The organism is Vibrio sp. E150_011 (genome assembly GCF_053544015.1).
On record NZ_JBHFOL010000005.1, the window covers coordinates 207,608 to 232,856 of the forward strand.

Genomic DNA, 25,249 nt, shown 5'->3' on the forward strand with positions numbered 1-25,249 from the left:
TCATAGGACAAGGGTGAAGTAATGATTCAATGGCCGTGCCTATTAAAACTCGAGGGCGATGATGAGCTGATTTATCTCGCTTCTGAGCCACATTTTTTTATGGAGAGTCGCGATCTTATTTGGAGCGATGATGATGTGGTTGTCGATTCAGTGGGAGCGTGTTTCACGTTGTGCGCATCAAGTTCTGACTCTAGCCCAGATTCTGTTGCGCTTCAAAAGTGCAATCAAACAGTATCGTTGGAAGAGGTGACCCAGCTCATTCAGGCTCATGAGTTTTGTCTTGCAGAGATGTGTCTAACAAAAATTCAGTTTCCATCGATTTTTGCTGCTATCACCTCATTGTCATTTGAGCGCTAAAGCAATAAGAAAGCTCACCGTGCCAGTGGACTCAAAGGCGAGCTCTCTTTTACATTAAATGTGCAGGTACATTAGAAGTGTAGGGTTAGCATTTCAATGAGTTCGTGCTCAGTAGATGGCACCTTAGAGAGTTCAACGCCACAGGATGCGCCACCTTTCAGCATATAAGCTTGAGTGGTGCAATGGTCGTAGTGAAACCACTTTCCGTTGACGCATACATCCGTGTAACATCTGGTGTCTTTTTTTAATTCCATTTTATCTACCTCTCAAGCCTTTGGTTAACATTAACTTAACGTAAAAGCGACATAAGTAAACATGATGTAGATCAATCTAGGTGGTTTTATTCCCCATAAGTAGTATGGGATTATGGTCAAAAATGAGAGCTGAGTCGTCTTATGAGTGTACGCTGGTGATGATATGGCTTAGCAGCCCGTACGTATTGTTAACCCTAGTGCGTATTTTTAATCCGAGCGGGTGTTGTTAATCGCCAGTCCGCTGATGCCCATCGCGTTAATTCGCTATTTAAGGTGCATAGTATATTCATGGCTGCAAATTATGCTCGTGGTTACAAATTAGACAGAGGGAATAAATGAACAACATGATTGATAAATTAGCTTGGGTGTATATTCAAGATGGAAAATTACTAACGGTTCGCTCAAAAGGTAAACATTTGTTTTATCTACCTGGTGGTAAACGTGAACAAGGAGAAACGGACGAGCAAGCCCTGATTCGCGAAATCCAAGAAGAACTCTCGGTGGAATTAACCCCGCAATCGTTAAATTATGCTGGGACGTTTAGTGCCCAAGCGGATGGGAAAGCGAAGGGGGTAACAGTGCAGCTGACCTGTTATTACTCTGACTTTACTGGCGCATTGCAGCCGGCAATGGAAATTGAAGAGTTTCGATATGTTGATATAACGGATAAAGCCATTTGTTCACTGGCGACCATGGTTACGTTGGAGTGGTTGGTCACGAAAGGTCTGATACCAAAAGAACGGCCATAGTCTCTCATTGCCGTCGACAGCGTAGTCGACGGCGATTTTCGCAAGTCCGGTACGTAAAGATTACATCGCCTTGCGTTAACTTTTCGTACTAAAACTATTTAATTTGATCGACAGAGTACTCGAGTTTAGAGAACTCAGCGTGACTCTCTCCATTAGAAAACTGGTTGTAAACCCCAGCTTTATAATAGCTTAGTAGGTGCTTCCAGTATGATATGTCATGGTCTACTTGTTGTTTACCATCAACGTTAATAACGAGTTTTTGATTACCAACGATTACATCAAATGCGGTGTCATTTTCCTCGCTTGCGATCCCTAAATCATAATGCTTGTAAGCATTTTGTGGTTTGCATGCGTCTTTGCCAATGTTGTCGGCGCCTCTCTCTCCCTTACAAATCAGACTATTTGCTTTGATGATGGCCCAGTAATGCCCCATGACACCATTTGCATCTTGTTTCCAAACGACTCGGAGTAGTGGGTGGGGAATACCACCGTCGCCATTGTCATTCATACCTTTGTTGTGTACTTGCAAATACGTGATTTCATTTTGTGTAATATCAGAATCTTTCATCGACTCTTGTGGAGCAACAGGTTTGAAGCTAGCGCTTAGGCGATAAAATGTGTTTGGCAGATCACTGCGAAAATTTTCATGAACTCTAAGCTCTGCTCGGCGATGATCACCAAACATTTTAAATACGAACGCTTCACTTTCTTTATCAACGTAGAAATATTGATTAACTATGTTCGAAAAGTTGCTGTCTTCTGCGACTTGAATCTGATTGCCTTTTTTACCATGAGGCTCGGATATTTGTAATTTAGATACGGCTAGGATTGATTGAAATTGCGAGTACTCGGCAGGGATGCCTCGATTTTCTGATGCATCATTCATGTCTAGCTGCGCGTAAGCATTCCCCGCGATACAAATAGAGCCGATAAGGCCGAGTGTCGTTGATTTCTTAATGGTCATTTCAGTTGTACCCTTGTGTTTTTTCGAGAGTATATGTCAATTGCCATACAATAAGTCAATAATAATATAATCAAGACAAAGCTGATATTTAGCTTGGCTCACAGTCTGACAGTAACCAACATTCTTGCATGAATTATGACTTACCTATTTGCTGGTTTTATGCTTTTCAGAATAGACGAATAAAAATACAAATTAATGTGAACAATAACGAAAGGAGGATCGTAAAAGTAGGGTAGATAGCCATCAAGATGATATATAACTTTGTTTGTGAGGTCTATAAAGTAATGAACAATAAGATTAATCCCAAGAAATTATTGCATAGTAAATGGACTGCATTGAACCCAATCAACCGAGAAAAGCACTTTATGGTGACTGAATTAGAAGTTGAAGAAGGGGTCGTGGTGCACTGCGCCATCGAAGCGGTGATGACGAAAAGGTTAGCTTCGATTGATTGGCGAGAATTGAAAGACAAGGACTCTTGGATGTTGGGTTGGAAGTAAACAGTATGCTGGATTGGGTATGAACAAAATGCTGGGCTTGTATTAGTGATTAATGCGGAACGGTTCGGTTACGGGTCATACTAGTATTGATATATTGGGGAAAGAGGGATAAAGATGAACATTTTTGTTCTAGACGAAAACGTCAGCCGGTGTGCTCGCTATCATTGCGATCAGCATGTCATTAAAATGATTTTAGAAAGTGTACAAATCCTATGTACTGCTTTAAATAAGAAAGGCTTTGAGACGCCGTACAAGTCGACTCACGTTAAACATCCCAGTGTACTGTGGGTTGAGGCTTCTTATGACAACTTCTTGTGGTTGAAATCACTGACCGTTGCACTGAATGATGAGTATCGATTCCGGTACAATAAAGATGTGGACCATAAGTCGATGAGTGTGTTGAGCCAAATATCGGCATTCTCTTTCCCTGCTGTTGGGTTAACCCCTTTTCCTCAAGCGATGCCTGATGCTTACAAGGTGATTGATGATCCCGTACAAGCGTATCGTAATTTTTATTTGGGTGATAAGGCGAGATTTGCAAAGTGGACAAAACGTACGCCACCTCAATGGTTTCTAGGGGAGTGAATATATGCGAATTTGTCGGAGGACAATAACGTTTGTTTGGTTCCAGTAAAGTCTGATAATTTACAGTAAAGATTTATCGGTTTAGCGCTGTATCAAGTTAAGCGGGCAGGTGATCCAGACTATTTTTTTCCCTTTCGATGTTGCTTACCGCTCTTCAAACCATCCAAATTAGGTCGTCATCCTTGTGCAAACGAGGATCTTAATCAGCGTGTGACTGACTTAAATACAAATGAATGACACCAAAATTGGTTCACAATACGACCAGCCCTGATTAATGATGCGCTTGCCGACAGATAACTTGCCCTAACCATTGAATCGTCGGGCCAGTTGTTTGATTAGTAAACCTGCACGCCTACAGTAATCGTTGATTTTAATCTTGTTACCCGCCAATAAGGTTGCGTTATAAGTCTGTCAATTTGGTTGCTTGTTACTACTTACAAGTAACAACAACGTTAGAATCATTGAAAATACATCTGCTCTAGGAGTGACTAACCAAACCTTGCTAGTGTATTGCTGTTGGGTCATTTCGAAATTGCCGTGGGCTTATTCCAGTTTTTGCTTTGAACAGTTTTGAGAAATTTTGTGGGTACTCAAACCCCAACTCATAGGCTATGTGAGTAATGCTGTCGCTGGTATCTAAAATCTGGCTCTTTGCTCGCTCTATTAAAAATAGGTGTATATGCTCTAAAGCTGTCTTTCCGGTTTCTTTTTTTAGTAGATCACTTAAGTAATAAGGGGACAAACCAATCTCTTTACCACAGTACTGAACGGTTGGAATACCTTGCTCAAAAGGCTTATCTCCTTGGTAATATGAATCTAAGAACTGATTAAATCGCCTCATGTAATCGTGATTAAAATCCCCACGCACGATGAATTGGCGATCATAAAATCTTGAACAATATTTCAACAGCAACTCTATGCTAGAGCATATTAACGATTGGGTATGCTTATCCATATTCATTTCAGTTTCATTACCGATACTAGAAGCAATATCAGTGACCATCACACGCTCACGCTCAGATAGATGCAACGCTTCATTATTTTGATATTCGAAGAAGGTAAATTGTGACATTTTACTGCCAAGGTCTGACCTTTTAATCAGTTGAGGATGAAAAGCAATAGTCCAACCTAAGGAGTCTTCTACCGGCTTCGTTGCTTCTATAGTCACTTCCTGCCCTGGAGCAAAAAAGGTCATCGTCCCAATATCAAAGTCATAGGTTGTATGACCATAGCCAACCGTGCAATGAGCAGAATCTTTTAAAGAAATCAGATAGAGATCAAAACAGATTTTGACGGTATCTGTAATTCCTTGCTTAACTTGGGATGGATGGAAAAAGCTCACCTGCGGGTGAGCGGGTGCATCCAGCCCTAATGCAGCATGCAGCTCCGAAATAGTAGTGATATGCAGTGTATTGGTCATTTTTCTACTCTCTAATATTTATCTAATCGAGCTATAGGGCGATAGTTTTCATCGTCTTTTCCAATTCGGCGTAATAAGGGTTCCAAGTTAGACGAGCATGAATACGGTCAGCTTCTTTGTAACCCCATGCTGAAAACCAAGTTTGCTCACCTTGAGTGCACGCTTCTACATCAGAAGTGCTCATACTATTTTCGCAGATTATCTTCTCCCCATACTGTCCATAGTAGCTGTTATCGGGGGCAAATAAAGGGCTCATGTGAGAAGCAGTACTAATTCTAAGGTCATCTCTTTGCATCGAGTAATTTTCTACTTTAGCTGGCAGAGTAAAGTCTCGGTTCTGGCCATACCAAACCAGTTTACTTTTAGAGTGAGTAAAATGACGGTCAAAGTATTTATTTAGAGCATTCGCATCAATCACACTATCAGCCTCTGATATGACTAACAAAACGGGAATATCCAGTTTTTGATCAGCGACTTTTTCGCGGAACACCTTAGCACTTTCTGAGTAGGCTAATGCACTGACAAGAAGGCCAGAGTTATACTTGGCAAGGTTACTCTCCTCAGTGAACCAACCTTCAGTAAAGATTGCTGCTAACGGGGTTAATTTTTCTAGTATTGGTGTTGTCGTTTTAAACCCTGGCGAAAATAACATTAAGCCATTAACGCCCTGTTTTTCTAATGCATGAATAGAAACTAAGTTACCACCCGTGGAGAAACCTCCAAGCCAAACTTCTTCGTATTGTTGTTTTAACTGCTGGGCATAATGATCAATCAATATTTGCCAATCTTGATATTTCACCATTTCCATGTGTCTAGGGTTACTGCCGTGACCTGGCAATAACACAACTTGCACATAGAACCCTTGCTCAGCGAGAGAATCTGAAATATCAGTGAAACTAAAAGGCGAGTCACCAAGACCATGTGCAAGCAAGATCGCTTTATTCGAGTTTGGATCACCCTTTGTGTAAGGTGCGTTCATCGCTAGCTCAGTTGTTTGTTGCTCATGCTCAGTGATAAAAGTTCTATTTTCCTTTAACCACTCTGTTGTCGTTTCCACATATTGGTCAAAAGTCGGCTGCAAGTAGTTGTAGTACTGCTTTGATTCATACAGTGGCTCACGGGAGATATCGTGGCTGGAACAGCCACCGATAATCATGAATAAAGTCGCTAAAAGTAAAGTCAATGAAGACTTAATGATTTTCATCGCTAGGTGATCCTCTGTTGTTCCTAGTTACAACGCATAAAGGAATTCTAAGTGAAACGACCAATCAAAACTTATTCATATCCCAACAAGTTATGAGTCTTGAAATCGCAGGAAAATCACTAAAGCTTTGATTAAATGGAACTTACAAGCCAGTTATAACAATTGTGGAAATGTATAAGTTTATGAAAGGGTGACAGGCTACACTTTGGACATATTTACAGCAGCCTTAAGTATTAGGTTGATACTGAGGGGCTAAATAATGAAGAAGTACATCTTATCCATAGGAGTCTGCATGGTTTCCGCATCAGTTTCATTAGCTAACGACATGAATCAAGAGTTACATCAACTAGAAGATACGGTTCAAGATGTTGAAGGTAATATCTACCGTACTGTCATCATTGGCGATCAAACCTGGCTAGCAGAAGGTCTTAGGAGTACCACATTTCAAGACGGTTCTGCTGTAGGAACCGGGGTTATCCCTAAAGATGAACCAGATAACTTATTGAAATATGGCAGGCTGTACGATTGGCATGATGTTTCTGATCAGCGAAACCTGTGCCCTGTTGGTTGGCGTGTAGCAACCGATGATGATTGGAAGCAATTAGAGCGTAATATAGGCATGTCCGAAGAAGAAATTAACCAAGATGGTTGGCGTGGCGGTAAGCAAAACCTTGGTGTTCAACTCAAAGAATCCCAAAACGATGGCCTATTTAAGAAGTTTGACCCATCAATCGTAAATAAACACCGATTTTTTGCTCGACCTGCCGGAGTGAAGTGGAATGGGTTCTACATCACTCAAGGTGCTTACACTGAATTTTGGACAGCGAGCGCTTCAACTGACCAAAAAGCCATTATTCGAACCCTTGCTTACTCTTGGTGGAATGCACATAAAGGCGAAATCCGCCGAGCTACAAGTACCAAGGATTACATGTTTTCCGTTCGGTGCGTAAAGATATAAGGATAGTTTTCAAAACACATTAACGATTAATTCATGGCCTTGCGCCATTTTGACACTTTTAATTTTTGGTAAATACTATGAGCTATTCTTCCGTTTTAATAACAGGTGCAAACTCCGGACTTGGATTTGAAGCCGCACGACAATTGGCCGAAAAAGCCGGCATTTCGAGAATAATATTAGCATGCCGTGATAAAAGTCGTGCTGAAGAGGCGCTTCGCCAATTAGAAGACTCAACAGGTAAGAAGATTTTTGAGATCTTAATTGTTGATGTTGGAAACGTTGAGTCATGTCGTCAAGCTGCTGACAGCCTTGATACCCCAGTAGATGCAATCATCTTAAACGCTGGAGGTGGTGGAGGAACGATGCCAACTCAGCTCACTAAAGATGGTGTGATGTTTATTTTTGCGATCAATGTTTTAGGACATGTCCATTTTACTAATCACCTGATTAGAAACAATAAACTCTCCTCTGGTGGATCAGTTATGTACGTAGCAAGCTTTGCTGCGAGAGGAGCGCCTGAAGTCGGTGCTAGTCGACCACCCATTAAAGAAGGTTCGATTGAAGAGTGGACAAGCGTGATCAACGGTGAAAAGTTTGCTGAAAACAAAACCTATACGGATATTTATGGCGCTGTGAAACTCATGGGAGCATTATGGACAATGAGTATGGCACGGGAGCATACAGATAAAAGGTTTATTACTGTTGACCCTGGCATGGCACGTGGTACTTCTGGTACGGCGTCACTACCTTGGCATCAAAGATGGATCATGGATTCAGCAATGTGGGTTATGCAGAAGCTTGGTAAGGCACACACTGTGGATGTGGGAGCTAAACGTTACGTTGATGTGCTGTTAAACAGCGATGAATTTAAGACAGGTGCTTGGTGGGGAAGTAAGAAAGGGTTGACAGGTCCACTGGCGAATCAGGTAGACCACTGGCCTGAAATTATAGGTAGCCAATCAGCACAAGACAACGCGAATACCGTCATCAATCAGTTTTTAAAAGAGTAGTGTCATTGTTTTCTTTGGTGTTGACCATGGCGTGAACACCGAAAGTATAAGGCCGAATAAAATCATTTGAATAGCGATCAACTTGATAGAGATTTTTTTGGCCGACATAGCACTATTAATGAGATAAATGAGTTGGTTCTGCTATTTGCCACTTATTAGTTTTTCTATATTAAAGAGACTTGAACATGATTTCTCGGGCTTGAAGCGTAAACCATGATGGGGCAAAGGCGAGTTACAACGCTCGCCAATACGTCTCTGGACAGAACGAGATTAATATTTTGCTGGCAGAGATAAGTGCTTAATTTGAATCACCTATACAAAGTTGTCATTTCGTTTGGGCTGTAGTGTCTAATGAAAGACCGCATAACAATAAATCCGTCGCTTCCACAGCATGCTGATTAATTTGCTCAGCGCTGAAAGTTGATAATCCTAGTAGTGCAGCTGATCGTGGTGCGAGTAACATTCCAATCCACAAGTGAATTTTGGAATCTGGTTGTGGTAAATCATACCGTTCAACAAAAAACTCTCGCAACACACGGTTAGTATTATCCGCCCCTGTCTTCATGAATATATCCACTACTTCAGGAGCTTGAGTCGACTCTGAGATTAATAGTCGCTGGGTGGCAATATGCTCTTTTGATAAATGAAATGTCATAAACTCTTTAGCGAACGCTATCAAAGCATCACGGCTATTTTCTAGGGATAAATGTTGTAGATATTTGTCACTAAAGTTCTCACCAATTTTCTCTAATGTTGCTTGAAACAACTCAAACTTAGATGGGTAGTAACGATAGAGAGTTTGCTTGGTCAATTTCGCCTCGGCCGCAATGGTATCCATGCTAGCAGCGGTATAGCCCTCTGATAAAAAATTCACTTTTGCAGCAACTAATATGGCTTGTTTCTTCTTTTCTCTGTTTTGTTCAATTTTGCTCATTATCTACTCCAAATAATAAAAGCATACTTGCGGGTATGATTTATGTTGACACTCTACCACTATAAAATCATACTATCGAGTATGATTTTATAGTGGTGTACATTTATGAGTCCCAAAACACACTCTTTTTTTCAAGCAAATAATAGTCGAACGGCGGGTTTTACGATTGCAGTGCTCGGCGCTGTATTGATGAGTATTGATCCAATATTTATCCGGTTTTCTGGGGTAAGTGGTTACGACACGGCTTTTCTGTTTGGTCTATTCAGTGCGATATCAATGTCTATTCTACTGAAAGTAAAAGATAAGAGAGGTATTAAACAAGCCGTCAAACAAAGTGGATGGCCATTACTTGTTTCAAGCTTTTTAATGTTAGGTAGTGCTACAGGGTTAGTATTGAGCGTTAAAACCACGTCAATCACTAATACGTTCGTCATTCTTAGTGCATCGCCCGCTATTGCCGCCATTTTAAGTTGGCTATTGCTTCGGGAAAAGACCAATCGTTCAACCATTATCGCAATTATTGCCGTAATGATTGGTATTGGCATTGTGGTCTCGGGTTCATTGGGCTCAGGTCACTTAATCGGAGACCTGCTAGCCATGTTTTCTGTTGTCTGCCTTTCCCTCATGTTTACTTTATTGCGTAAGTATCAAGATGTCAGCAGATTAGCGAGTGTTGCTTTGGGAAGCCTCTTGCTAGCCATTGCCATGTCATTTCTTGCTGAACCAAGCAGTTACAGTGCGAGTACATGGTTGGTCATGGCTGCAATGGGGTTGTTTACCGCGCCATTAGGCAGAGTCATGTCTATGGTGGCTACCCGGTATATCACCGCCGCCGAGGTATCAATGACATTGATGTTAGAAACGGTACTAGCACCAGTGTGGGCGTTCTTAATCTTCGCTGAGACCCCCGCTTTGACAAGCTTGGTAGGTGGCGCTGTTATTCTTGTGGCCATTATCAGCTATACATTTATCACCATCAACAATGAAAATAATTAGGAGTATTTATGACACCGACACTGATCACCATTGGCAACATTCGAACGCCTTATACTTCGATTGATGAGTGCCCGCATAACATTCAATTTGACGGCCCAACTTGCCAAATAGTGCTATCTGACAATTACAAACAGGGGTTAAATGGGTTGGCAGTAGGAGAGTATATTCTTGTGCTTTATTGGTTAGAGGGCGCGCAGCGTGATTTACTGGTTCAAGCTGGAAAAAAAGGCATTAATAAAGGTACCTTTTCGCTGCGAACTCCCCATCGGCCTAATCCGATAGGTGCCGCCGTGCTGCCAATAGAGTCGATTCAAAATGGCATCATTACTGTGAAAGGGCTCGATTGTTTAGACAATACAGCTCTGATTGATATTAAACCTGCAATCTACAGAGAAAACGTAAACTGACTCGTTTGTGGACAGAGACCTTTTAGCTTATCGCTCTTCAAGCCACCTCAATTAGGCCGTCATCTTCGTGCCGACGAGGAGCGTCCAAAGCGTGTGTTTCACTTAAACAGAAATGAATCGCACCGGGGTAGGTTCCCCACGCGCTGATGAAGATCCCCTTTTCCAAGGAGATGACGGGTATTGTAATTTGTGGACACAGGGCTTTTCGCTTATCGCTCTTCAAACCATCTTTATTAGGCTGGCATCCTCGTACAGAAGAGGATCTGCTTAAAGCGTGTGATTCATTTAAATAGAAATGAATCGCACCGGAGTAGGTTCCCCACGCGCTGATGAAGATCCCCTTTTTCAAGGGGATGACGGGTATTGTAATTTGTGGACACAGGGCTTTTAGGTTATCGCTCTTCAAACTAGATCTATTAGGCAGTCATCCTCTTACAGAAGAGGATCTGCCTAAAGCATGTGATTCACTTAAATAGAAATGAATCGCACCGGAGTAGGTTCCCCACGCGCTGATGAAGATCCCCCTTTTTCAAGGGGATGACGGATATTGTAATTTGTGGGCACAGGGCTTTTAGCTTATCATTCTTCAAACCATCTCAATTAGGCCGTCATCCTCGTGCCGATGAGGATCGCCCAAAGCGTGTGATTCACTTAAATAGAAATGAGTTACACCGGAATAGGTTCACCACGTGCTGATGAAGATCCCCTTTTTCAAGGGGATGACGGGTATTGTAATTTGTGGACACAGGGCTTTTAGGTTATCGCTCTTCAAACCATCTTCTTAGGCTTGGTATTCTTGATACACCTAAACATGATCAAGTCTTAGTATTGTCAATGCTGGCTTAAAACGGCATGAAAAATCTACATGTCTGATCGAACTATTCTGTCCTATGATTGGATTGGCGGTTGTAATTATAATCGCAGAGCATTGGTGAATGACCTCTGTTCCCCATTTCGCACTATTTATTGATGATTTATATCGCTACTATTAAAGGCAAGAATGAAGGACATACGTACTTCATGGTTGAATGTTAGTTAGCATAAGACGGGACATAATGAATCTAACCGAGTCGCTGCTCAGCGACATTAAGATGTGCACGACGTGCTCGGCATCATTGCCATTGGGACCGAGGCCGGTTGTTCAAATGGCGAGTGAATCAAGAATTCTTGTAGCAGGGCAGGCACCAGGTAAACGCGTTCATGAAACCGGTGTTCCATTTAATGACCCAAGTGGTGATCGGTTGAGAGAGTGGATGGGGGTGTCAAAAGAGACATTCTATGATCCAAAACAGATGGCTATTGTTCCTATGGGTTTTTGTTACCCCGGAACGGGTAAATCAGGCGATCTCCCACCGAGACCCGAATGTGCTTTAAAGTGGCGAGATCAGGTTTTAGCATCATTACCTAACATTCAGCTAACCCTTGTTATTGGGCAATATGCGATGGCCTTTCACCTTCCCAAGCAAAGTAATACTTTAACTGAGAACGTTCAGCGCTGGGAGGAATATGGACCACATATTATCCCGCTACCTCATCCAAGTCCGAGAAATAATCGCTGGTTAAAGCGTAACCCTTGGTTTGAAGAAACCGTAGTACCCATGTTGAAAAAACGCGTATCTCAAGTGCTTTCTAACTCGTAGCAAATACTAATGTTGTGCTTGTATGCTTGAGAAAAACTGGTGACAGGCTGTTAGGTTCTCGACGATATTGGATGTGCTGGTGGTATACCTGTGCCAATACAGGTTCCCTGTGACATCTATTTTAACTCGCTGAAGTTAAAACAGACTGGCTTTAATACCACCCATAAAAAAACCGCCGTCGGCGGTTTTTTTATGGGTGCAGCGTATTATGCGCAGCACTTTTTATACTTTTTGCCGCTGCCACAAAGACAAGGGTCATTCCGATTTGGCGTTTTTTCAAACGTCGTTGTCTTTGGCTTATTAAGTAGCGTTTCAAGTTCAATGATGTTTTCGTCTTGAGAGGCATCAACCGTAATATTTGCGATGATTTTGTGCTCTGCGAGTTGAGCCTCAATTTCATCTTTGCGTTCTGCTGAGGTAACCACGAGTGAAATTGGAGCTTCTTCTGTGCCTGCTTTCACGTCACGGTTTACGTTGTAACCTGACATTACGTGGCTTTGTCTTGCGTCTATGCGACCTTTAAAAAACATTTTTGACATTGGAGACTCACTTACAAGTGGTGGGGTGACATCGTTAGGGCGGCGATTATACCGAACTATTGCGATTGATAAAGCACTATCGCGAATGATAAAACACATCGCGAATGATAAAGCACTAAACGCACTAAATTTTTAGAGCCTGTTGTTAATCAAGGCAGAGCGACGTGACATGCGCACTTTTAGCGGGCTTTGTTAATGGTGGTTAAGATGATAAAGATAGTTTATATGCGTATCTTGAAACATAAAGAAAGTGATTTAATAACCAGTTACGTTATCTCAATAACGGTGAACATCATCGTTGTAGCGACAATAGGTAGAAAGGTTCAATGTTCGAATCGTAAAGTTTAGGTTATTATGCAGCATCATCATTGATTGCAGAATACTATGAGTATTGAAATACAGAATATCACCGACGAACCAGAAGTGACGTGCTCAAATTGTCATGCTTGTTGCTGTCGTTTAGAAGTGATGATAATTACTGACACCGGCGTTCCTGAAGAGCACATTGCTTATGATAAATGGGGTGGGGAAACCATGCTCCGTTTAGACGATGGATGGTGTTCAGCACTAGATCGCGAAACCTATATGTGCACTATCTATGAAGTTCGACCATGGATATGTAGAGAGTTTGAAATGGCCTCTTACGAATGTAAGGTTGAGCGAGCAGAACAGATGTAACCAAGCTTATATCATGTTGATATGAAGTGAATGAGTACGATCGGCACTCATTCACTTTTCTACTTTTTGGCTAACCTGTTTCAGTGATTCGCAGTGAATACGCGAATAAACTCGTCGCTTCAGCTGACCTTCTCTATTATTAACGTTCGTTTGATGAAGACACCTTATTGTTAGCATGAGGCGCTTACACAAACGCGTTAGAGTACCGCTCTCATAGAAGGCGTTAATCACGCCCATCATACCTTTTAAATTACCCCGTCTCGTCTCTCTAGACTCGCGAGTTCATTAGATGTCACTCTTATAACGACTGTATAATTCTGAAAGTGTTTTCGGTTTCTGATTCGCTGAGTAGTGGTGGTCTTGGTATTCAGTCATGATCGCTCGTCTATGTGCTTCCGCAGATTTCACAAAGTTAGGGTCAGCCATCGCTTGTTTACGCAGTTCATTGATACGCTCTAGTCTTTCTTGCAACATAACAACACCTCATTAAATACTGTATACAATACCAGTATATGTCGATGCTGTATAAATATCCAGTTGTGCGGTGTTGGTGGTGTCTTTATTTCAAGAACGATGACAATTTTAGGCTAGGGTTTTGCACGTATTTGATTGTCATACTGAGGTTATGAGGTCATTAATCGTCAGTGTTGGGCGTGTTTTCTGTCAAATTTTGCCCATGAATGTGAGGATTTATGTGATGAACATCAAATTAACACTATCAATTTATTGGTCATATAATAATCACTTGCCTTGTTTTTTACAAAAATGACTCGATTTATAATTTTTGACCTTCTGACTTAGCAACCTATCTTTATGGGGTTCGCCATTTTATTCACTACATTTAACGTACTGATTATTTGGTATTTTAGCTTCGTTAGATTGAGGAAGACGTTTGATGTCCGGTGCTAAAACTAGTGAGCTTTAGTATTGGCAATTATGATGATCATAATGGGAATCATTTCTTTAAGGGTAAATTGTAACAATTTGTAGCACAATGGCCTTGCATGTATAGTCTCCGGCCAATTGATAAACGATGTTCGTAGCAACATGACAGATGGAGAGCTATAACAATGATCACAAATGATGCAGTAATAATGGGGATGCTTGCCTTAATATTGGGTGGCGTTTTCATTACTGAAAACAGCAATAATCCGTTTTGGAAAAAATTCTACACTTTTGTCCCAGGCCTATTGCTGTGCTATTTCATCCCGTCGTTGCTTAATACCACTGGTTTGATCGATGGTTCAAGTTCTAACCTCTATTTTGTAGCCAGTCGTTACCTGCTGCCAGGTGCATTGGTTCTATTGATTGTGTCGGCTGACCTCAGAAAAATATTCGGTCTCGGTTCGAAGGCAATCATTATGTTTTTGACAGGGACACTCGGTATTATTATCGGCGGTCCAATTGCACTACTTATTATTAACGCGATTAGCCCTGACTTAGTGGCCGGTGATGTATGGCGAGGCCTGACTACGGTTGCCGGTTCGTGGATTGGCGGCGGTGCAAACCAAGCGGCGATGAAAGAAGTCTTCGAAGTCGACGATAAGCTGTTTTCTGCAATGATTACGGTTGATGTTATCTGCGCTAATATCTGGATGGCAATTTTGCTCATCATGGCGGGCCGTCAAAAGAAAGTCGATGCATGGTTGAAAGCCGATACCACTTCTATTGATGAACTCAAAGAAACCGTTGCGCATTATGAGAAAGAGAATGCACGACCGATTACGACAACCGATATGATGAAAGTCGTGGCGATTGCGTTTGGTCTAACGGGTTTGGCTCACTTCTTTGCTGACTTAATTGCACCTTGGATTGAAATCAATGCACCAGAATTAGCGAAATACAGCTTAACATCTGGCTTCTTCTGGTTGATCGTTCTAGTGACAACCTTTGCGTTGATTGCCTCGACCTTTAAAGGTGCTCGCACATTGGAGCACGCCGGTGCTTCTAAAATTGGTTCAGCGTTTATTTACATTCTAGTCGCGACGATTGGTATGCAGATGGATGTGACGGCAATATTGGATAACCCTGGTTACTTCTTTATCGGTATCACTTGGCTAACGATTCATGCTGTGCTGATGATTGTTGTAGCGAAAATGATACGTGCGCCGTTGTTCTTCATGGCAGTGGGTAGTCAAGCCAACGTTGGTGGTGCAGCTTCTGCTCCTGTCGTCGCGGCTGCTTTCCATCCAGCACTTGCACCTGTCGGTATTTTGATGGCTGTACTTGGCTATGCTCTTGGAACGTATGGCGCGTATATTTGCGGCATCATTATGCAAGCAGCAGTCAGCGTAGTGGGATAACTATTTTCTACACTTTGATGTGAAGTAATACTCAGCTTTGCGTGATTTTAAAGGGCAATACCATTGGTATTGCCCTTTTATGATCGTGAAACTAGTGTTTTAGGTCTCAACGAAAAGTGGCAGAATCAATGAGCAATTTGTGATTGATAGTCGTTTGAAGGTTGATTAATTATTCAATTGAGAGAGAATACTTAGCTTATTGCTAGCGCTACCGGTATCCAATTAACCTGTATTGAGTTAACCCGTACTAGATTGCCATGCTCATCAGGATTTATTCACAAGCAGGGAGGCTTATGAAACCGCAAGTTTTACCTAATAACCCTAATTTTTCTTCAGGACCATGTGCTAAACGACCTGGCTATGATATTACTCAGCTTAACTTAGCAACGTTAGGGCGCTCGCATCGCTCCTCAGTTGGCAAGCAGGCGCTTGCCAAATCCATCCAGAAAACCAAATCTGTCCTTGGTATCCCTGATGATTATCGAGTAGGAATTGTCCCAGCTTCCGATACGGGGGCGATGGAAATGGTGATGTGGTCGATGTTAGGTCAAAGGCCAGTCGATGTCTTTCATTGGGAATCGTTTGGGTCAGGTTGGCTCAATGATATTGTAAAACAGCTTAAGCTAACGGACGTTAATTCATACTCCGCCGACTATGGCTTGCTCCCAGATCTATCGCAAGCTAAGGCTGAAAACGATGTGTTGTTTACTTGGAATGGCACGACCTCTGGCGTAAAAGTCCCTAATGGTGATTGGATCTGCGACACTCGCACAGGGCTAACCATATGTGATGCGACTTCCGCTGTATTTGCGATGGACATGCCTTGGGACAAATTAGATGTCACCACGTTTAGTTGGCAAAAAGTGCTTGGAGGCGAGGGCGCTCACGGTGTCATTGTATTGAGCCCTAACGCGGTACAAAGACTTGAGTCATATCAGCCTTCATGGCCGCTACCAAAAATTTTCAGGATGACGCAGGGTGGGAAATTAATTGAGGGTTTATTTAACGGTGCCACCATTAATACACCGTCAATGCTTTGTGTTGCTGACTATCTGGATGCATTAGAGTGGGTCGCCAAAATAGGCGGTGTCGAAGCCACGATTGAGAAATCACAAGCAAACCTTACCGTACTAGCGAACTTTGTTGAGACGCGGCCTTGGATTCATTTCTTGGCAAAGGAATCATCCCAGCGTTCTAATACCAGTGTTTGTTTTACCATTGATGCCAGTGAGGCGCAGACAAAAGCTCTGATAAGTTTATTGGATGCTGAAGGCGCAGCTTACGACGTTGGTGCTTATAAAGATGCACCCGCTGGGCTAAGAATTTGGGCAGGTGCCACCGTTGAGTCTGCGGATTTAGAAGCTTTGCTACCTTGGTTAGATTGGGCTTACCAACAAGTGACTCAAGATAGCTAGCTTAAATAAGTGGGTTGATAGGGATAGGTGACTATCATTAAAAGAGGCCAATCAGTAGATTGGCCTCTTTTGCGTCTAATCAAATAGAACCGTATTTGAGTTGTTTGATGTTTAGCTTAAATTGGATCTCATTATCAAACTACCAATGAACAGGGTTTACTTACTTGTTAGGACGGGTGATTTTTTCTTATCGTAATTTACCTTCATTTTTAAGGCTACATTCACTAAATAGATCAACACCGGCACTTCGATAAGTGGCCCTATTACGCCTGCAAATGCTTGGTCTGAGCTGATTCCAAATACGGCGATTGATACGGCAATAGCCAATTCAAAATTGTTGCCTGTTGCCGTAAACGCGATGGAGGCATTCTTGTCGTATGGAATGCCCATCCTTTTACCAATAAAGAAGCTAATGAAAAACATCGATACGAAATAAATGGTAAGTGGAATCGCGATAAGTACGACATCCATCGGTACTTCGACAATCATTTCACCTTTTAGGCTAAACATTAGCACGATGGTGGCCAGTAACGCGATAAGCGTAATCGGTGATATTTTCGGGATAAATACCGTGTTGTACCAATGCTCACCTTTCTTCGATACTAAGATCTTACGGCTTAAAAAGCCCGCTAAAAATGGGATGCCAAGGTAAATGAGTACGCTGTGGGCAATATCAAGCATGGAGATGTCGACGATCATTCCTTCGTAGCCAAAGACCGGCGGCAGCACACTGATGAACAACCAAGCCATAAAACTGTAGCTGACAATTTGGAATGCACTGTTTAACGCGACTAACGCAGCGCCGTACTCTTTGTTACCGCCACCGATATCATTCCACACCAATACCATGGCAACACAGCGAGCCAAACCAATCAAAATGATACCGACCATGTAACCAGGATGATCACCCAAGAAGACAAGGGCCAACACGAACATCAAAATAGGTCCGACGATCCAGTTCATAATAAGTGACAGTGTAATGGCTTTCTTGTCTTTCACCGTGGCGCCAAGTAAGCGGTAGTCAACTTTTGCCAGTGGCGGATACATCATAAGAATAAGGCCGATAGCCAAAGGGATATTGGTACTTCCAACAGTAACCGCTTCATTCCACTGTTCAATTTGAGGGAATAGAATGCCGAGTAAGACGCCTATTGCCATCGCAGAAAAAATCCACAAGGTAAGGTATCTATCTAAAAAACTCATTTTTGGTTTCATGATACGTTCCGATATCGTTAATCGTCGAATAACGATTTAATTGATTGTAATAAATAATAAGTAACGATTGCACTAGGGACAGCGGTATTAGTTTAAAATGTCTTGGCTCATCGACTCATAGAGGGCAAAGGATTCTCGATTAATGCGGTAACACATTTTAGGGGGAATCGGCTCTGCTGTTATAAACCCAGCAAGTCGTAATATGCGTAAATGTTCCGATACCGTCGATTGAGCCAGCCCAAGTTGTGACACCAGGTCACTATTTAGACACCCACCAGACTTTTCCAGTAGTGACAGTATGCTAATGATTCGAATCCTAGCGGGATGTGATAGTGCTTTGCACATCGCGGCAAACGTGTGTTCGTCCTTTTCCCTTTCAGGAGAGGGCGTGAAATCAGTTTGCAGACTAGGCTGGCAAGTCGAGGTCATAGAAACACTCTAATCGTTAAAAGACGATTGAATGATAGGCCTAAATAATTAGCGGGTCAACACCTGTTTTTGTGTTCAAAATAGCAGCTGGGATTATTCATCGTTAAATAACGATGTAAGGTCTTATTTTTGTTGAAATCGTGGCGTTCGCGATTTGTTCTATTTAAATTTCTCTATTTTAATGCGCGTCGCGTCAGGTTAACTTTGGTGCATGTATGACTAGTGCATAACAAAAAATTATTAAAATAAAAACTAATGATAATTTCACAAAAACGAGCACCACGTTATGATGTGAGCAATTAAGAGAGTAAAGCGCAGAACTGTGCCACACGCTCTTGCTGCGAATGAGTCCACGAGAGGGTGATTTAAATGAAATTTTTACACACTATGTTACGTGTTGCCGACCTAGAAACCTCCATTGAGTTTTATACTCAAGTACTGGGTATGTCTGTCCTCGATAGAACAGACAATAACGATTATCGTTATACCTTAGTGTTTGTGGGTTACCCTGATCAGCCTAACAGCACCACGATTGAATTGACGTTTAATTGGGATACAGATAGCTATGAGATGGGCAACGCATTCGGGCATATCGCCCTCGGTGCGGAAGACATTTACGCGGTATGCGAAAATATCACACAGCTAGGTGGGCGAGTCACACGTGAGCCGGGACCGGTGAAAGGCGGCTCAACACATATTGCTTTCGTCACCGACCCAGATGGGTATCAAATCGAACTAATTCAAGTTAATTAATTTAAGGTATTCATTATGAACAACTCTTTATTCCAATCAGTACAGCTGGGCGCTCTAACGCTTAAGAACCGTATTGTCATGCCTCCGATGACACGTTCTCGTGCGACGCAACCGGGTAATGTTGCCAATGAAATGATGGCTGAATACTATGCGCAGCGCGCGTCAGCAGGTTTGATTGTTGCAGAAGGCACTCAAATTCACCCATTAGGCCAAGGCTATGCATGGACACCAGGTATTTATTCACCTGAACAGATTGCTGGCTGGAAAAAAGTCACCGATGCAGTACATGACAAAGGCGGGGTTATTTTCGCTCAGCTATGGCATGTTGGTCGTGTGACTCATCCTGATAACATTGGTGGCGCGCAGCCTATTTCATCATCAGCACTTAAGGCTGAAAACGTAAAAGTCTTCATTGATAATGGTACGCAAGCCCCAGGGTTTGTTGATGTTGTTGAACCACGTGCAATGACAAAATCTGACATTCTAGAAGTGATCGGCCAATATCGCCAAGCGGCAGTGAATGCGATTGAAGCGGGTTTTGATGGTATTGAACTGCATGCTGCAAACGGATACTTGATCAACCAGTTTATTGACTCAGAAGCCAATAGCCGCACCGATGAATACGGCGGTTCAGTGGAAAACAGATTGCGATTCATGCGTGAAGTGGTTGAAGCTATGAGCGATGCGATTGGCGCAGATCGAGTTGGTGTTCGTCTTGCCCCGTTTACGTCACTCAACGGTACCGTTGATGCTAATCCAGTTGAGACGTACACGGCTGCGGCTAAAATGTTGAACGAACTCAACATCGTTTATCTTCATATCGCAGAAGTGGATTGGGATGATGCACCAGGAACACCTGTGGCGTTTAAGCAAGCGGTCCGTGATGCGTTTAAAGGCGTGTTGATTTATGCTGGGCGTTACAACGCAGAAAAAGCAGAGCAAGCCGTGACTGATGGCATGACTGATCTCGTGGGCTTTGGACGACCATTTGTAGCGAATCCAGATCTGCCTGCTCGTATTAAAAATAACTATCCGCTTGCTGAGCATGATCACAACACCTTGTTTGGTGGCAATGAGAAAGGATTGACGGATTACGCTGAGTATCGTGCGTAACCATTTTCGACATAGACTATGACTCGTCATGAATCGATGTAGTGATAGACTATTTAGATTAAATCGAAAAAAACACGCTCTTTAGCGTGTTTTTTTTCGTCCGTCTACTGAGCCACACAGCCAATCGATTTAACATGTCTTAATGCGAATGTAATATGCTTCATTACGCATAAATTCTTGCAGTTATGAAGCGATATTAATCATCAGCGAAGCAGCATGCCCGAGGAAATAATCGTGTTTAAAACCGGTGATTTACACCAACAAGTAATTTTTTTTATCAAGGAGCCGTTTAACGTCGTATACTACGCGTGATATCACTCTTGTACTGTAGGACTCTCATGTCATTAGACGAACAGAAAAATAACCCTCTTCACGGCCTCAAACTTGAGGAGATGGTGACTGAGCTTGTTGACCATTATGGATGGAGCATTTTAGACGCTGCGATGCGCATGAACTGTTTTCACACCAATCCATCGATCGCAAGTAGCGTAAAATATTTGAAAAAAACAGAATGGGCTCGTGAGAAAGTGGAGATTTTTTACCTTTCTCGTTTTAAGCGCATGCCGAAACCGAGAGAAGACGAGTACGATATCCCACCTCGTATGCGTACGTTTGCTAACGGTATCGAACCTAAAGAGCCGATGAATCTAACGGTTGAATCGATTCATGCATCTCAAGCCAAAGCCGCTTCAACTTATAAAGCGCGGACTTCTGGTGGACGCCACAGAGGACGTTAATCTCTTGGTATAGCGTCCAACCGTCTTTAGGGCCCGCTAAGTGCCTCCTATAGATTGGGATGATTTAGGTGCAAGGAAAGCACCTGGTCTAACTGGTAGGCCTGAATATTTGCTACTCAAAAGAATGGGTGGCGTAGACAACCCTGGCGTATCTTCACCACGGTATTTCACTGCCATCAAAGCTGAAAAATTTTCCCGTGTCCGCCGGCGATAGGGTATCGAGTAATGTCACTAACTGCGTCGCCACATAACTTGTTGTAAAGAGTTTGGCCTTTGGAACATTTCGCTGAAAAGGCGTCGACAACGCTGTATCAGTGGTTCCGGGATGAAAGGAAAGGACACAGCAGTTGGGGTGTTTATATTGCCACTCAATGCTGATCGTCTTAATCGCCATATTTAACGCCGCCTTAGAGCAGCGGTAACTGACCCATCCCCCCAACTGGTTATCCTCAATACTACCAATACGAGCTGACAGAGCGACAAAGTAAGTGGGCGTGCTTGTTCGAAGCCGAGTGGCAAAGTGCTTTGCCAATAACAGGGTAGAGGTGGTATTAAGTTGTATATTTTTTTGGAAAAAATCAGGATCAAATTGGGCGATTGATTTCTCGGGCATGTGTCCTTGTTGATGCAAAAAGCCAACGGCGTTGATGACCATGTCAACGTTTGGGATGGCTCCCGCCAGCGCTTGAACATCTTTTTCTGAAGTCACATCAAGTGAATGCCACATGAGTTTGGGCGATATGACCTCTGGCGACGTCAGTTGAGGCGAATGGTGGCAGTATGTCGCATGAACCGTTGCCGTTTTATTCGTTGCAATAAAGTGTTCAACTAACGCCAATCCAATGCCACCGGAACCACCAATAATGAGGATGTTCATCCTTGTCTCCTGTTTAATGCCTGTCGTTTTGACGAAACAAAATTTACTCACTGTCGATAACGTCTCTGCTTCCTACGTACTTTTGTTCGTTAAGTGGCAAATATTCTTATTATCGATGAGAATAAAAACGTGATTGATTAACCAAGTGCAGCGTTAAAACGGTTAATGAATCCGCATGGAAGCTCAAAGGTGCCAAAATGCAGCTGAACCCAATCGATGGTTCAGCTGCGCTAGAAATGGTTTAGCTACGTTAGTGTCGAAGACCAATAGAGCTTGATTAGTTTAGTTTCCTTTTTCCTCCAACTAACAACATTCGCCATCCTCACGAAAGTGAGGATCTCACAAAGCGCGTAGACAATTGAAAAATTCGATTAAGTTAAGTAAATCGAGTTCGCTACGCGCTGAATGAGATCCCCTTTTTCAAGGGGATGACGGTTAGTTTTATTTGTCGGGCAGTAACATGTCGGAATTTATTCTGCGTTCATGAAAACCGAACGGGCATATTCTTGGACATGAACGGTTTAGTTTCCTTTTTCTCCAACTGACAACATTCGTCATCCTCACGAAAGTGAGGATCTCACAAAGCGCATAGACAATTGAAAAAATTCGATTAGGTTAAGTACATCGAGTTCGCAACGCGCTGAGTGAGATCCCCTTTTTCAAGGGGATGACGGTTAGTTTTATTTGTCGGGGAGTAACATGTCAGAATTTATTCAGCGTTCATGAAAATCGAACGGGCATATTCTTGGACATAAACGGTTTAGTTTCCTTTTTCTCCAACTAACAACATTCGTCATCCTCACGAAAGTGAGGATCTCACAAAGCGCATAGACAATTGAAAAAATTCGATTAGGTTAAGTATATCGAGTTCGCAACGCGCTGAATGAGATCCCCTTTTTCAAGGGGATGACGGTTAGTTTTATTTGTCGGGGAGTAACATGTCGGAATTTATTCTGCGTTCATGAAAACCGAACGGGCATATTCTTGGACATAAACCGTTTAGTTTCCTTTTCCTCCAACTAACAACATTCGTCATCCTCACGAAAGTGAGGATCTCACAAAGCGCGTAGACAATTGAAAAATTCGATTAAGTTAAGTACATCGAGTTCGCAACGCGCTGAATGAGATCCCCTTTTTCAAGGGGATGACGGTTAGTTTTATTTGTGGGAGCAGTAACATGCCAGAATTTATTCTGCGCAGACCAAGACAGGGCTGACTCGTTTGTGGACAGAAATGAGTCAGTCATTTTGCTAAATTAGCTTTTCACGGATTACTTTAGCTATTGCTAAACTTCTAATCGGGTGACCAAATTCACCCAGCCACTACAGAGTGGAACTTTTTATGCTTTCGTACTTGCATATACATGAAGCACTGTGTGCAAGCATGAAATCAATACGGTTCTACTTTGAGTGCTACTTTGGTCATTCATATCACCATCTTTATAAGAATGATGTGCAAAGTAGTTCCTAGAAGCGATGAACTTGAGTGTTTGAGTGAGAAAGTACCGTTGTTCCTTAGACCATTTTTTGCCTATTGAGATTGAATCAATTTTATGGAAAATATCGTCAGGTGTATGTCTCAAGCTAGTAAGAGACCAACAATCTTTCCCTATAACAGCTTCATATACTGCCTTTGATTTTGTATCTGATACATGCGTGGCTAGTAACGTAATGGCTTTCTTTAAATCATCTTCGGATTCTGCGTACTTGTTGAGCAATATGCTTTTTATTAAGATCTCTGTTCTTATTGTCAAGACTAGCAAATTGTCAAGAATTCGCGGCTGAACAAGATGTACATTGCTTTTCGAGTTAAGTGTATCATGCAGATCATGAAAACTTCGAATCCACGGATAGAAACCAGGGAGTAGCTCTAGTTCGTTATACCAAGAGCTTAAATCTTGCTTATCCAGCAACTTATCTATTGATGACAAATAAACTGGGGTATATCGAGAAAAAATTTCTTTAAACTTCAACTCTTCAAAATCTAATACATCTGCCAATTGCGAATGACGCTCTCTCATACGACTACGATATGACCATTTTTCTATAAGTTCACGTTCGTTTTCGCCCAAATAAGTTAGCCATTCAAATAAGAAATATATGTCTTTTCGAAGTAACTCTAATGCTAACTCATAGCAATTCATTCCTTGAACTTTACTTTTATCTTCCCATAAAGAAAAAAGTTCTAACAATAAAGTCATGTCAGATATAAGTTGCTCTTTAGATGAGTGAGTTAGGTTCAAGACAAACAGGGACATTTCAGAGAATGTACTTCCAATTTTACCATCATCAAAAACAAACCTTGTCTTGATAGTTCTGTAGTTAGAAATACGCTTGAACGTTTGAGCGTATTTGGAAACCCAATGAGCGTTGACTTTATTGTATTCTTTTTTGAAGTATTGAGTACCTGAGCACGTATCGAGGTACTTCTCTATAAACATACAATTAGCAATAGTTTCAAATATTACGTAAGAGCGCCAATACGCAAGGTAGTATTCACATGAACGATAAGAACGGCCGTTAGGATGATCTTTTGACTCAGGCTTTAAAGTGGTATCAGTTTTAAACACATTCACGAATATCTCTTTCAAAGAAGTATCATAAGGGTGTATAAAATCAGTTAGTGATTCATCTTGAAAATTTCTTATCAATACATCGTAATATGCAGCATTCTTTGTTTGTGGGTCTACACATTGTTTCCCTCCTAACGTTGGATAATCCTCCCAGTCTAAAAAATACTTATCAGGCAAATTAACACAAAGTTCATAAGCACTAACATCGTTCGAAATTAAGTCTATCAACTTCAAGTTATAGGGAAGACGCTTGATACCAAAATTATTGTTGATATACGAGAAAAACTTGCTGCCACTGCATAGTTGACGATTTTCATTAGTGTTGTGAGCAGAAATGTTAAGGTAGTTTAAATAATACTCACTATCATTATACTTAATACTTCTATACATCTCCTCTCCTTGAAACTCTCGTTTGTTACAAATAGTAGCTTAAAATCAAATGTATAACACTTCATCTTTGCGCTTCTTGATATACAGGGCTAGAGTTATTCGCGTACTAGTCACTAGGTCAATTCTCGTGATACAGACTTGATAACAAACAAAAGCTAGGGATAACTTTTCGTAGGGCAAACTCGCATTAACAGGATGTGAATGAGTAAAAGTACTAACGATAAAAGGGGCAAAGGCGAGTCACGACACT

The 25,249-nt window shown here is 42.0% G+C and carries 26 protein-coding genes; 15 read left to right on the plus strand and 11 right to left on the minus strand.

What is annotated here, in order from left to right:
* Positions 1-21 precede the first annotated feature (21 nt).
* Positions 22-357, plus strand: a complete 336-nt coding sequence (locus ACE1OE_RS10860) for a DUF4144 family protein (protein WP_449211036.1) — start codon at positions 22-24, stop codon at positions 355-357.
* A gap of 71 nt (positions 358-428) precedes the next feature.
* Here the strand turns inward: ACE1OE_RS10860 and ACE1OE_RS10865 are convergent, their stop codons facing one another.
* Complete coding sequence (locus ACE1OE_RS10865) at positions 429-611, minus strand: hypothetical protein (protein WP_102469184.1); 183 nt, start codon at positions 609-611, stop codon at positions 429-431.
* Positions 612-946: 335 nt separating this feature from the next.
* On the opposite strand from ACE1OE_RS10865, the gene ACE1OE_RS10870 reads away from it, so the two are divergent.
* Positions 947-1,360 carry an NUDIX hydrolase gene (locus ACE1OE_RS10870; protein WP_102469183.1) on the plus strand — a complete coding sequence of 138 codons (414 nt, stop codon included), beginning with the start codon at positions 947-949 and terminating at the stop codon, positions 1,358-1,360.
* A gap of 94 nt (positions 1,361-1,454) precedes the next feature.
* Here the strand turns inward: ACE1OE_RS10870 and ACE1OE_RS10875 are convergent, their stop codons facing one another.
* A complete protein-coding gene (locus ACE1OE_RS10875; protein ID WP_449211037.1) occupies positions 1,455-2,324 on the minus strand; it encodes a polysaccharide lyase family 7 protein in 870 nt (289 codons plus the stop codon).
* A 284-nt stretch (positions 2,325-2,608) separates the two neighbouring features.
* On the opposite strand from ACE1OE_RS10875, the gene ACE1OE_RS10880 reads away from it, so the two are divergent.
* Both ACE1OE_RS10880 and ACE1OE_RS10885 read left to right on the plus strand, forming a co-directional pair.
* A complete protein-coding gene (locus ACE1OE_RS10880; protein WP_449211038.1) occupies positions 2,609-2,824 on the plus strand; it encodes a TIGR02450 family Trp-rich protein in 216 nt (71 codons plus the stop codon).
* Positions 2,825-2,938: 114 nt separating this feature from the next.
* Positions 2,939-3,409 carry a pyrimidine dimer DNA glycosylase/endonuclease V gene (locus ACE1OE_RS10885; RefSeq protein ID WP_102469181.1) on the plus strand — a complete coding sequence of 157 codons (471 nt, stop codon included), beginning with the start codon at positions 2,939-2,941 and terminating at the stop codon, positions 3,407-3,409.
* Between the two features lie 502 nt (positions 3,410-3,911).
* Here ACE1OE_RS10885 and ACE1OE_RS10890 read toward each other — a convergent pair.
* Entirely contained in the window at positions 3,912-4,829 is a 918-nt protein-coding gene (locus tag ACE1OE_RS10890; protein ID WP_449211039.1) for a helix-turn-helix domain-containing protein, read from the minus strand.
* Positions 4,830-4,860: 31 nt separating this feature from the next.
* Positions 4,861-6,033 (minus strand): alpha/beta hydrolase, encoded by a 1,173-nt coding sequence (locus tag ACE1OE_RS10895; RefSeq protein WP_372061997.1) that lies wholly within the window; start codon positions 6,031-6,033, stop codon positions 4,861-4,863.
* Positions 6,034-6,325: 292 nt separating this feature from the next.
* Between ACE1OE_RS10895 and ACE1OE_RS10900 the strand changes: the two genes are divergently transcribed.
* Positions 6,326-6,991, plus strand: a complete 666-nt coding sequence (locus tag ACE1OE_RS10900) for a fibrobacter succinogenes major paralogous domain-containing protein (RefSeq protein WP_449211040.1) — start codon at positions 6,326-6,328, stop codon at positions 6,989-6,991.
* 77 nt (positions 6,992-7,068) lie between these two features.
* Positions 7,069-8,001, plus strand: a complete 933-nt coding sequence (locus ACE1OE_RS10905) for an SDR family NAD(P)-dependent oxidoreductase (RefSeq protein WP_449211041.1) — start codon at positions 7,069-7,071, stop codon at positions 7,999-8,001.
* Positions 8,002-8,326: 325 nt separating this feature from the next.
* Here ACE1OE_RS10905 and ACE1OE_RS10910 read toward each other — a convergent pair whose 3' ends face one another.
* Complete coding sequence (locus ACE1OE_RS10910) at positions 8,327-8,935, minus strand: TetR/AcrR family transcriptional regulator (RefSeq protein ID WP_449211042.1); 609 nt, start codon at positions 8,933-8,935, stop codon at positions 8,327-8,329.
* Between the two features lie 105 nt (positions 8,936-9,040).
* Here ACE1OE_RS10910 and ACE1OE_RS10915 point away from each other — a divergent pair, with 105 nt between their 5' ends.
* The 3 genes from ACE1OE_RS10915 (at position 9,041) to ACE1OE_RS10925 (ending at position 11,978) form a co-directional block, all read left to right on the plus strand.
* Positions 9,041-9,931 carry a DMT family transporter gene (locus ACE1OE_RS10915; RefSeq protein ID WP_449211043.1) on the plus strand — a complete coding sequence of 297 codons (891 nt, stop codon included), beginning with the start codon at positions 9,041-9,043 and terminating at the stop codon, positions 9,929-9,931.
* A gap of 8 nt (positions 9,932-9,939) precedes the next feature.
* On the plus strand, positions 9,940-10,338 hold the full coding sequence (locus ACE1OE_RS10920) for an SAM-dependent methyltransferase (protein ID WP_449211044.1): 399 nt from the start codon (positions 9,940-9,942) through the stop codon (positions 10,336-10,338).
* A gap of 1,055 nt (positions 10,339-11,393) precedes the next feature.
* A complete protein-coding gene (locus ACE1OE_RS10925; protein WP_449211045.1) occupies positions 11,394-11,978 on the plus strand; it encodes a uracil-DNA glycosylase family protein in 585 nt (194 codons plus the stop codon).
* A 206-nt stretch (positions 11,979-12,184) separates the two neighbouring features.
* Here the strand turns inward: ACE1OE_RS10925 and ACE1OE_RS10930 are convergent, their stop codons facing one another.
* Complete coding sequence (locus tag ACE1OE_RS10930; protein WP_102469179.1) at positions 12,185-12,517, minus strand: PBPRA1643 family SWIM/SEC-C metal-binding motif protein; 333 nt, start codon at positions 12,515-12,517, stop codon at positions 12,185-12,187.
* Between the two features lie 384 nt (positions 12,518-12,901).
* On the opposite strand from ACE1OE_RS10930, the gene ACE1OE_RS10935 reads away from it, so the two are divergent.
* The gene (locus ACE1OE_RS10935) at positions 12,902-13,195 is read left to right on the plus strand and encodes a YkgJ family cysteine cluster protein (RefSeq protein WP_449211046.1); all 294 of its coding nucleotides are present in this window, start codon (positions 12,902-12,904) and stop codon (positions 13,193-13,195) included.
* 285 nt (positions 13,196-13,480) lie between these two features.
* On the opposite strand, the gene ACE1OE_RS10940 is transcribed toward ACE1OE_RS10935, so the two are convergent.
* Positions 13,481-13,669 carry a hypothetical protein gene (locus ACE1OE_RS10940; RefSeq protein ID WP_102469177.1) on the minus strand — a complete coding sequence of 63 codons (189 nt, stop codon included), beginning with the start codon at positions 13,667-13,669 and terminating at the stop codon, positions 13,481-13,483.
* 596 nt (positions 13,670-14,265) lie between these two features.
* On the opposite strand from ACE1OE_RS10940, the gene ACE1OE_RS10945 reads away from it, so the two are divergent.
* Entirely contained in the window at positions 14,266-15,498 is a 1,233-nt protein-coding gene (locus ACE1OE_RS10945) for a DUF819 family protein (protein WP_102469176.1), read from the plus strand.
* Between the two features lie 293 nt (positions 15,499-15,791).
* Positions 15,792-16,913: a phosphoserine transaminase gene (locus tag ACE1OE_RS10950; RefSeq protein WP_449211047.1), complete on the plus strand. Its 1,122-nt coding sequence runs from the start codon at positions 15,792-15,794 to the stop codon at positions 16,911-16,913.
* A 156-nt stretch (positions 16,914-17,069) separates the two neighbouring features.
* Here the strand turns inward: ACE1OE_RS10950 and arsB are convergent, their stop codons facing one another.
* Entirely contained in the window at positions 17,070-18,128 is a 1,059-nt protein-coding gene (gene arsB, locus ACE1OE_RS10955) for an ACR3 family arsenite efflux transporter (protein WP_102469174.1), read from the minus strand.
* Between the two features lie 87 nt (positions 18,129-18,215).
* Positions 18,216-18,557 (minus strand): ArsR/SmtB family transcription factor, encoded by a 342-nt coding sequence (locus tag ACE1OE_RS10960; RefSeq protein ID WP_102469173.1) that lies wholly within the window; start codon positions 18,555-18,557, stop codon positions 18,216-18,218.
* Between the two features lie 369 nt (positions 18,558-18,926).
* Between ACE1OE_RS10960 and gloA the strand changes: the two genes are divergently transcribed.
* The 3 genes from gloA to ACE1OE_RS10975 all read left to right on the plus strand — a co-directional run bounded on the left by gloA (position 18,927) and on the right by ACE1OE_RS10975 (position 21,160).
* Positions 18,927-19,310, plus strand: coding sequence for a lactoylglutathione lyase (gene gloA / locus ACE1OE_RS10965; RefSeq protein ID WP_372062648.1), 384 nt, complete (start codon positions 18,927-18,929; stop codon positions 19,308-19,310).
* Between the two features lie 15 nt (positions 19,311-19,325).
* A complete protein-coding gene (locus tag ACE1OE_RS10970) occupies positions 19,326-20,423 on the plus strand; it encodes an alkene reductase (RefSeq protein WP_449211048.1) in 1,098 nt (365 codons plus the stop codon).
* A gap of 338 nt (positions 20,424-20,761) precedes the next feature.
* The gene (locus tag ACE1OE_RS10975; RefSeq protein ID WP_102469170.1) at positions 20,762-21,160 is read left to right on the plus strand and encodes a VF530 family protein; all 399 of its coding nucleotides are present in this window, start codon (positions 20,762-20,764) and stop codon (positions 21,158-21,160) included.
* Between the two features lie 154 nt (positions 21,161-21,314).
* Here ACE1OE_RS10975 and ACE1OE_RS10980 read toward each other — a convergent pair whose 3' ends face one another.
* Together ACE1OE_RS10980 and ACE1OE_RS10985 are read right to left on the minus strand one after the other, a co-directional pair.
* Complete coding sequence (locus ACE1OE_RS10980; RefSeq protein ID WP_449211049.1) at positions 21,315-22,037, minus strand: SDR family NAD(P)-dependent oxidoreductase; 723 nt, start codon at positions 22,035-22,037, stop codon at positions 21,315-21,317.
* Positions 22,038-23,376: 1,339 nt separating this feature from the next.
* Positions 23,377-24,999 carry a hypothetical protein gene (locus tag ACE1OE_RS10985; RefSeq protein ID WP_102277835.1) on the minus strand — a complete coding sequence of 541 codons (1,623 nt, stop codon included), beginning with the start codon at positions 24,997-24,999 and terminating at the stop codon, positions 23,377-23,379.
* Between the last annotated feature and the right edge of the window lie 250 nt (positions 25,000-25,249).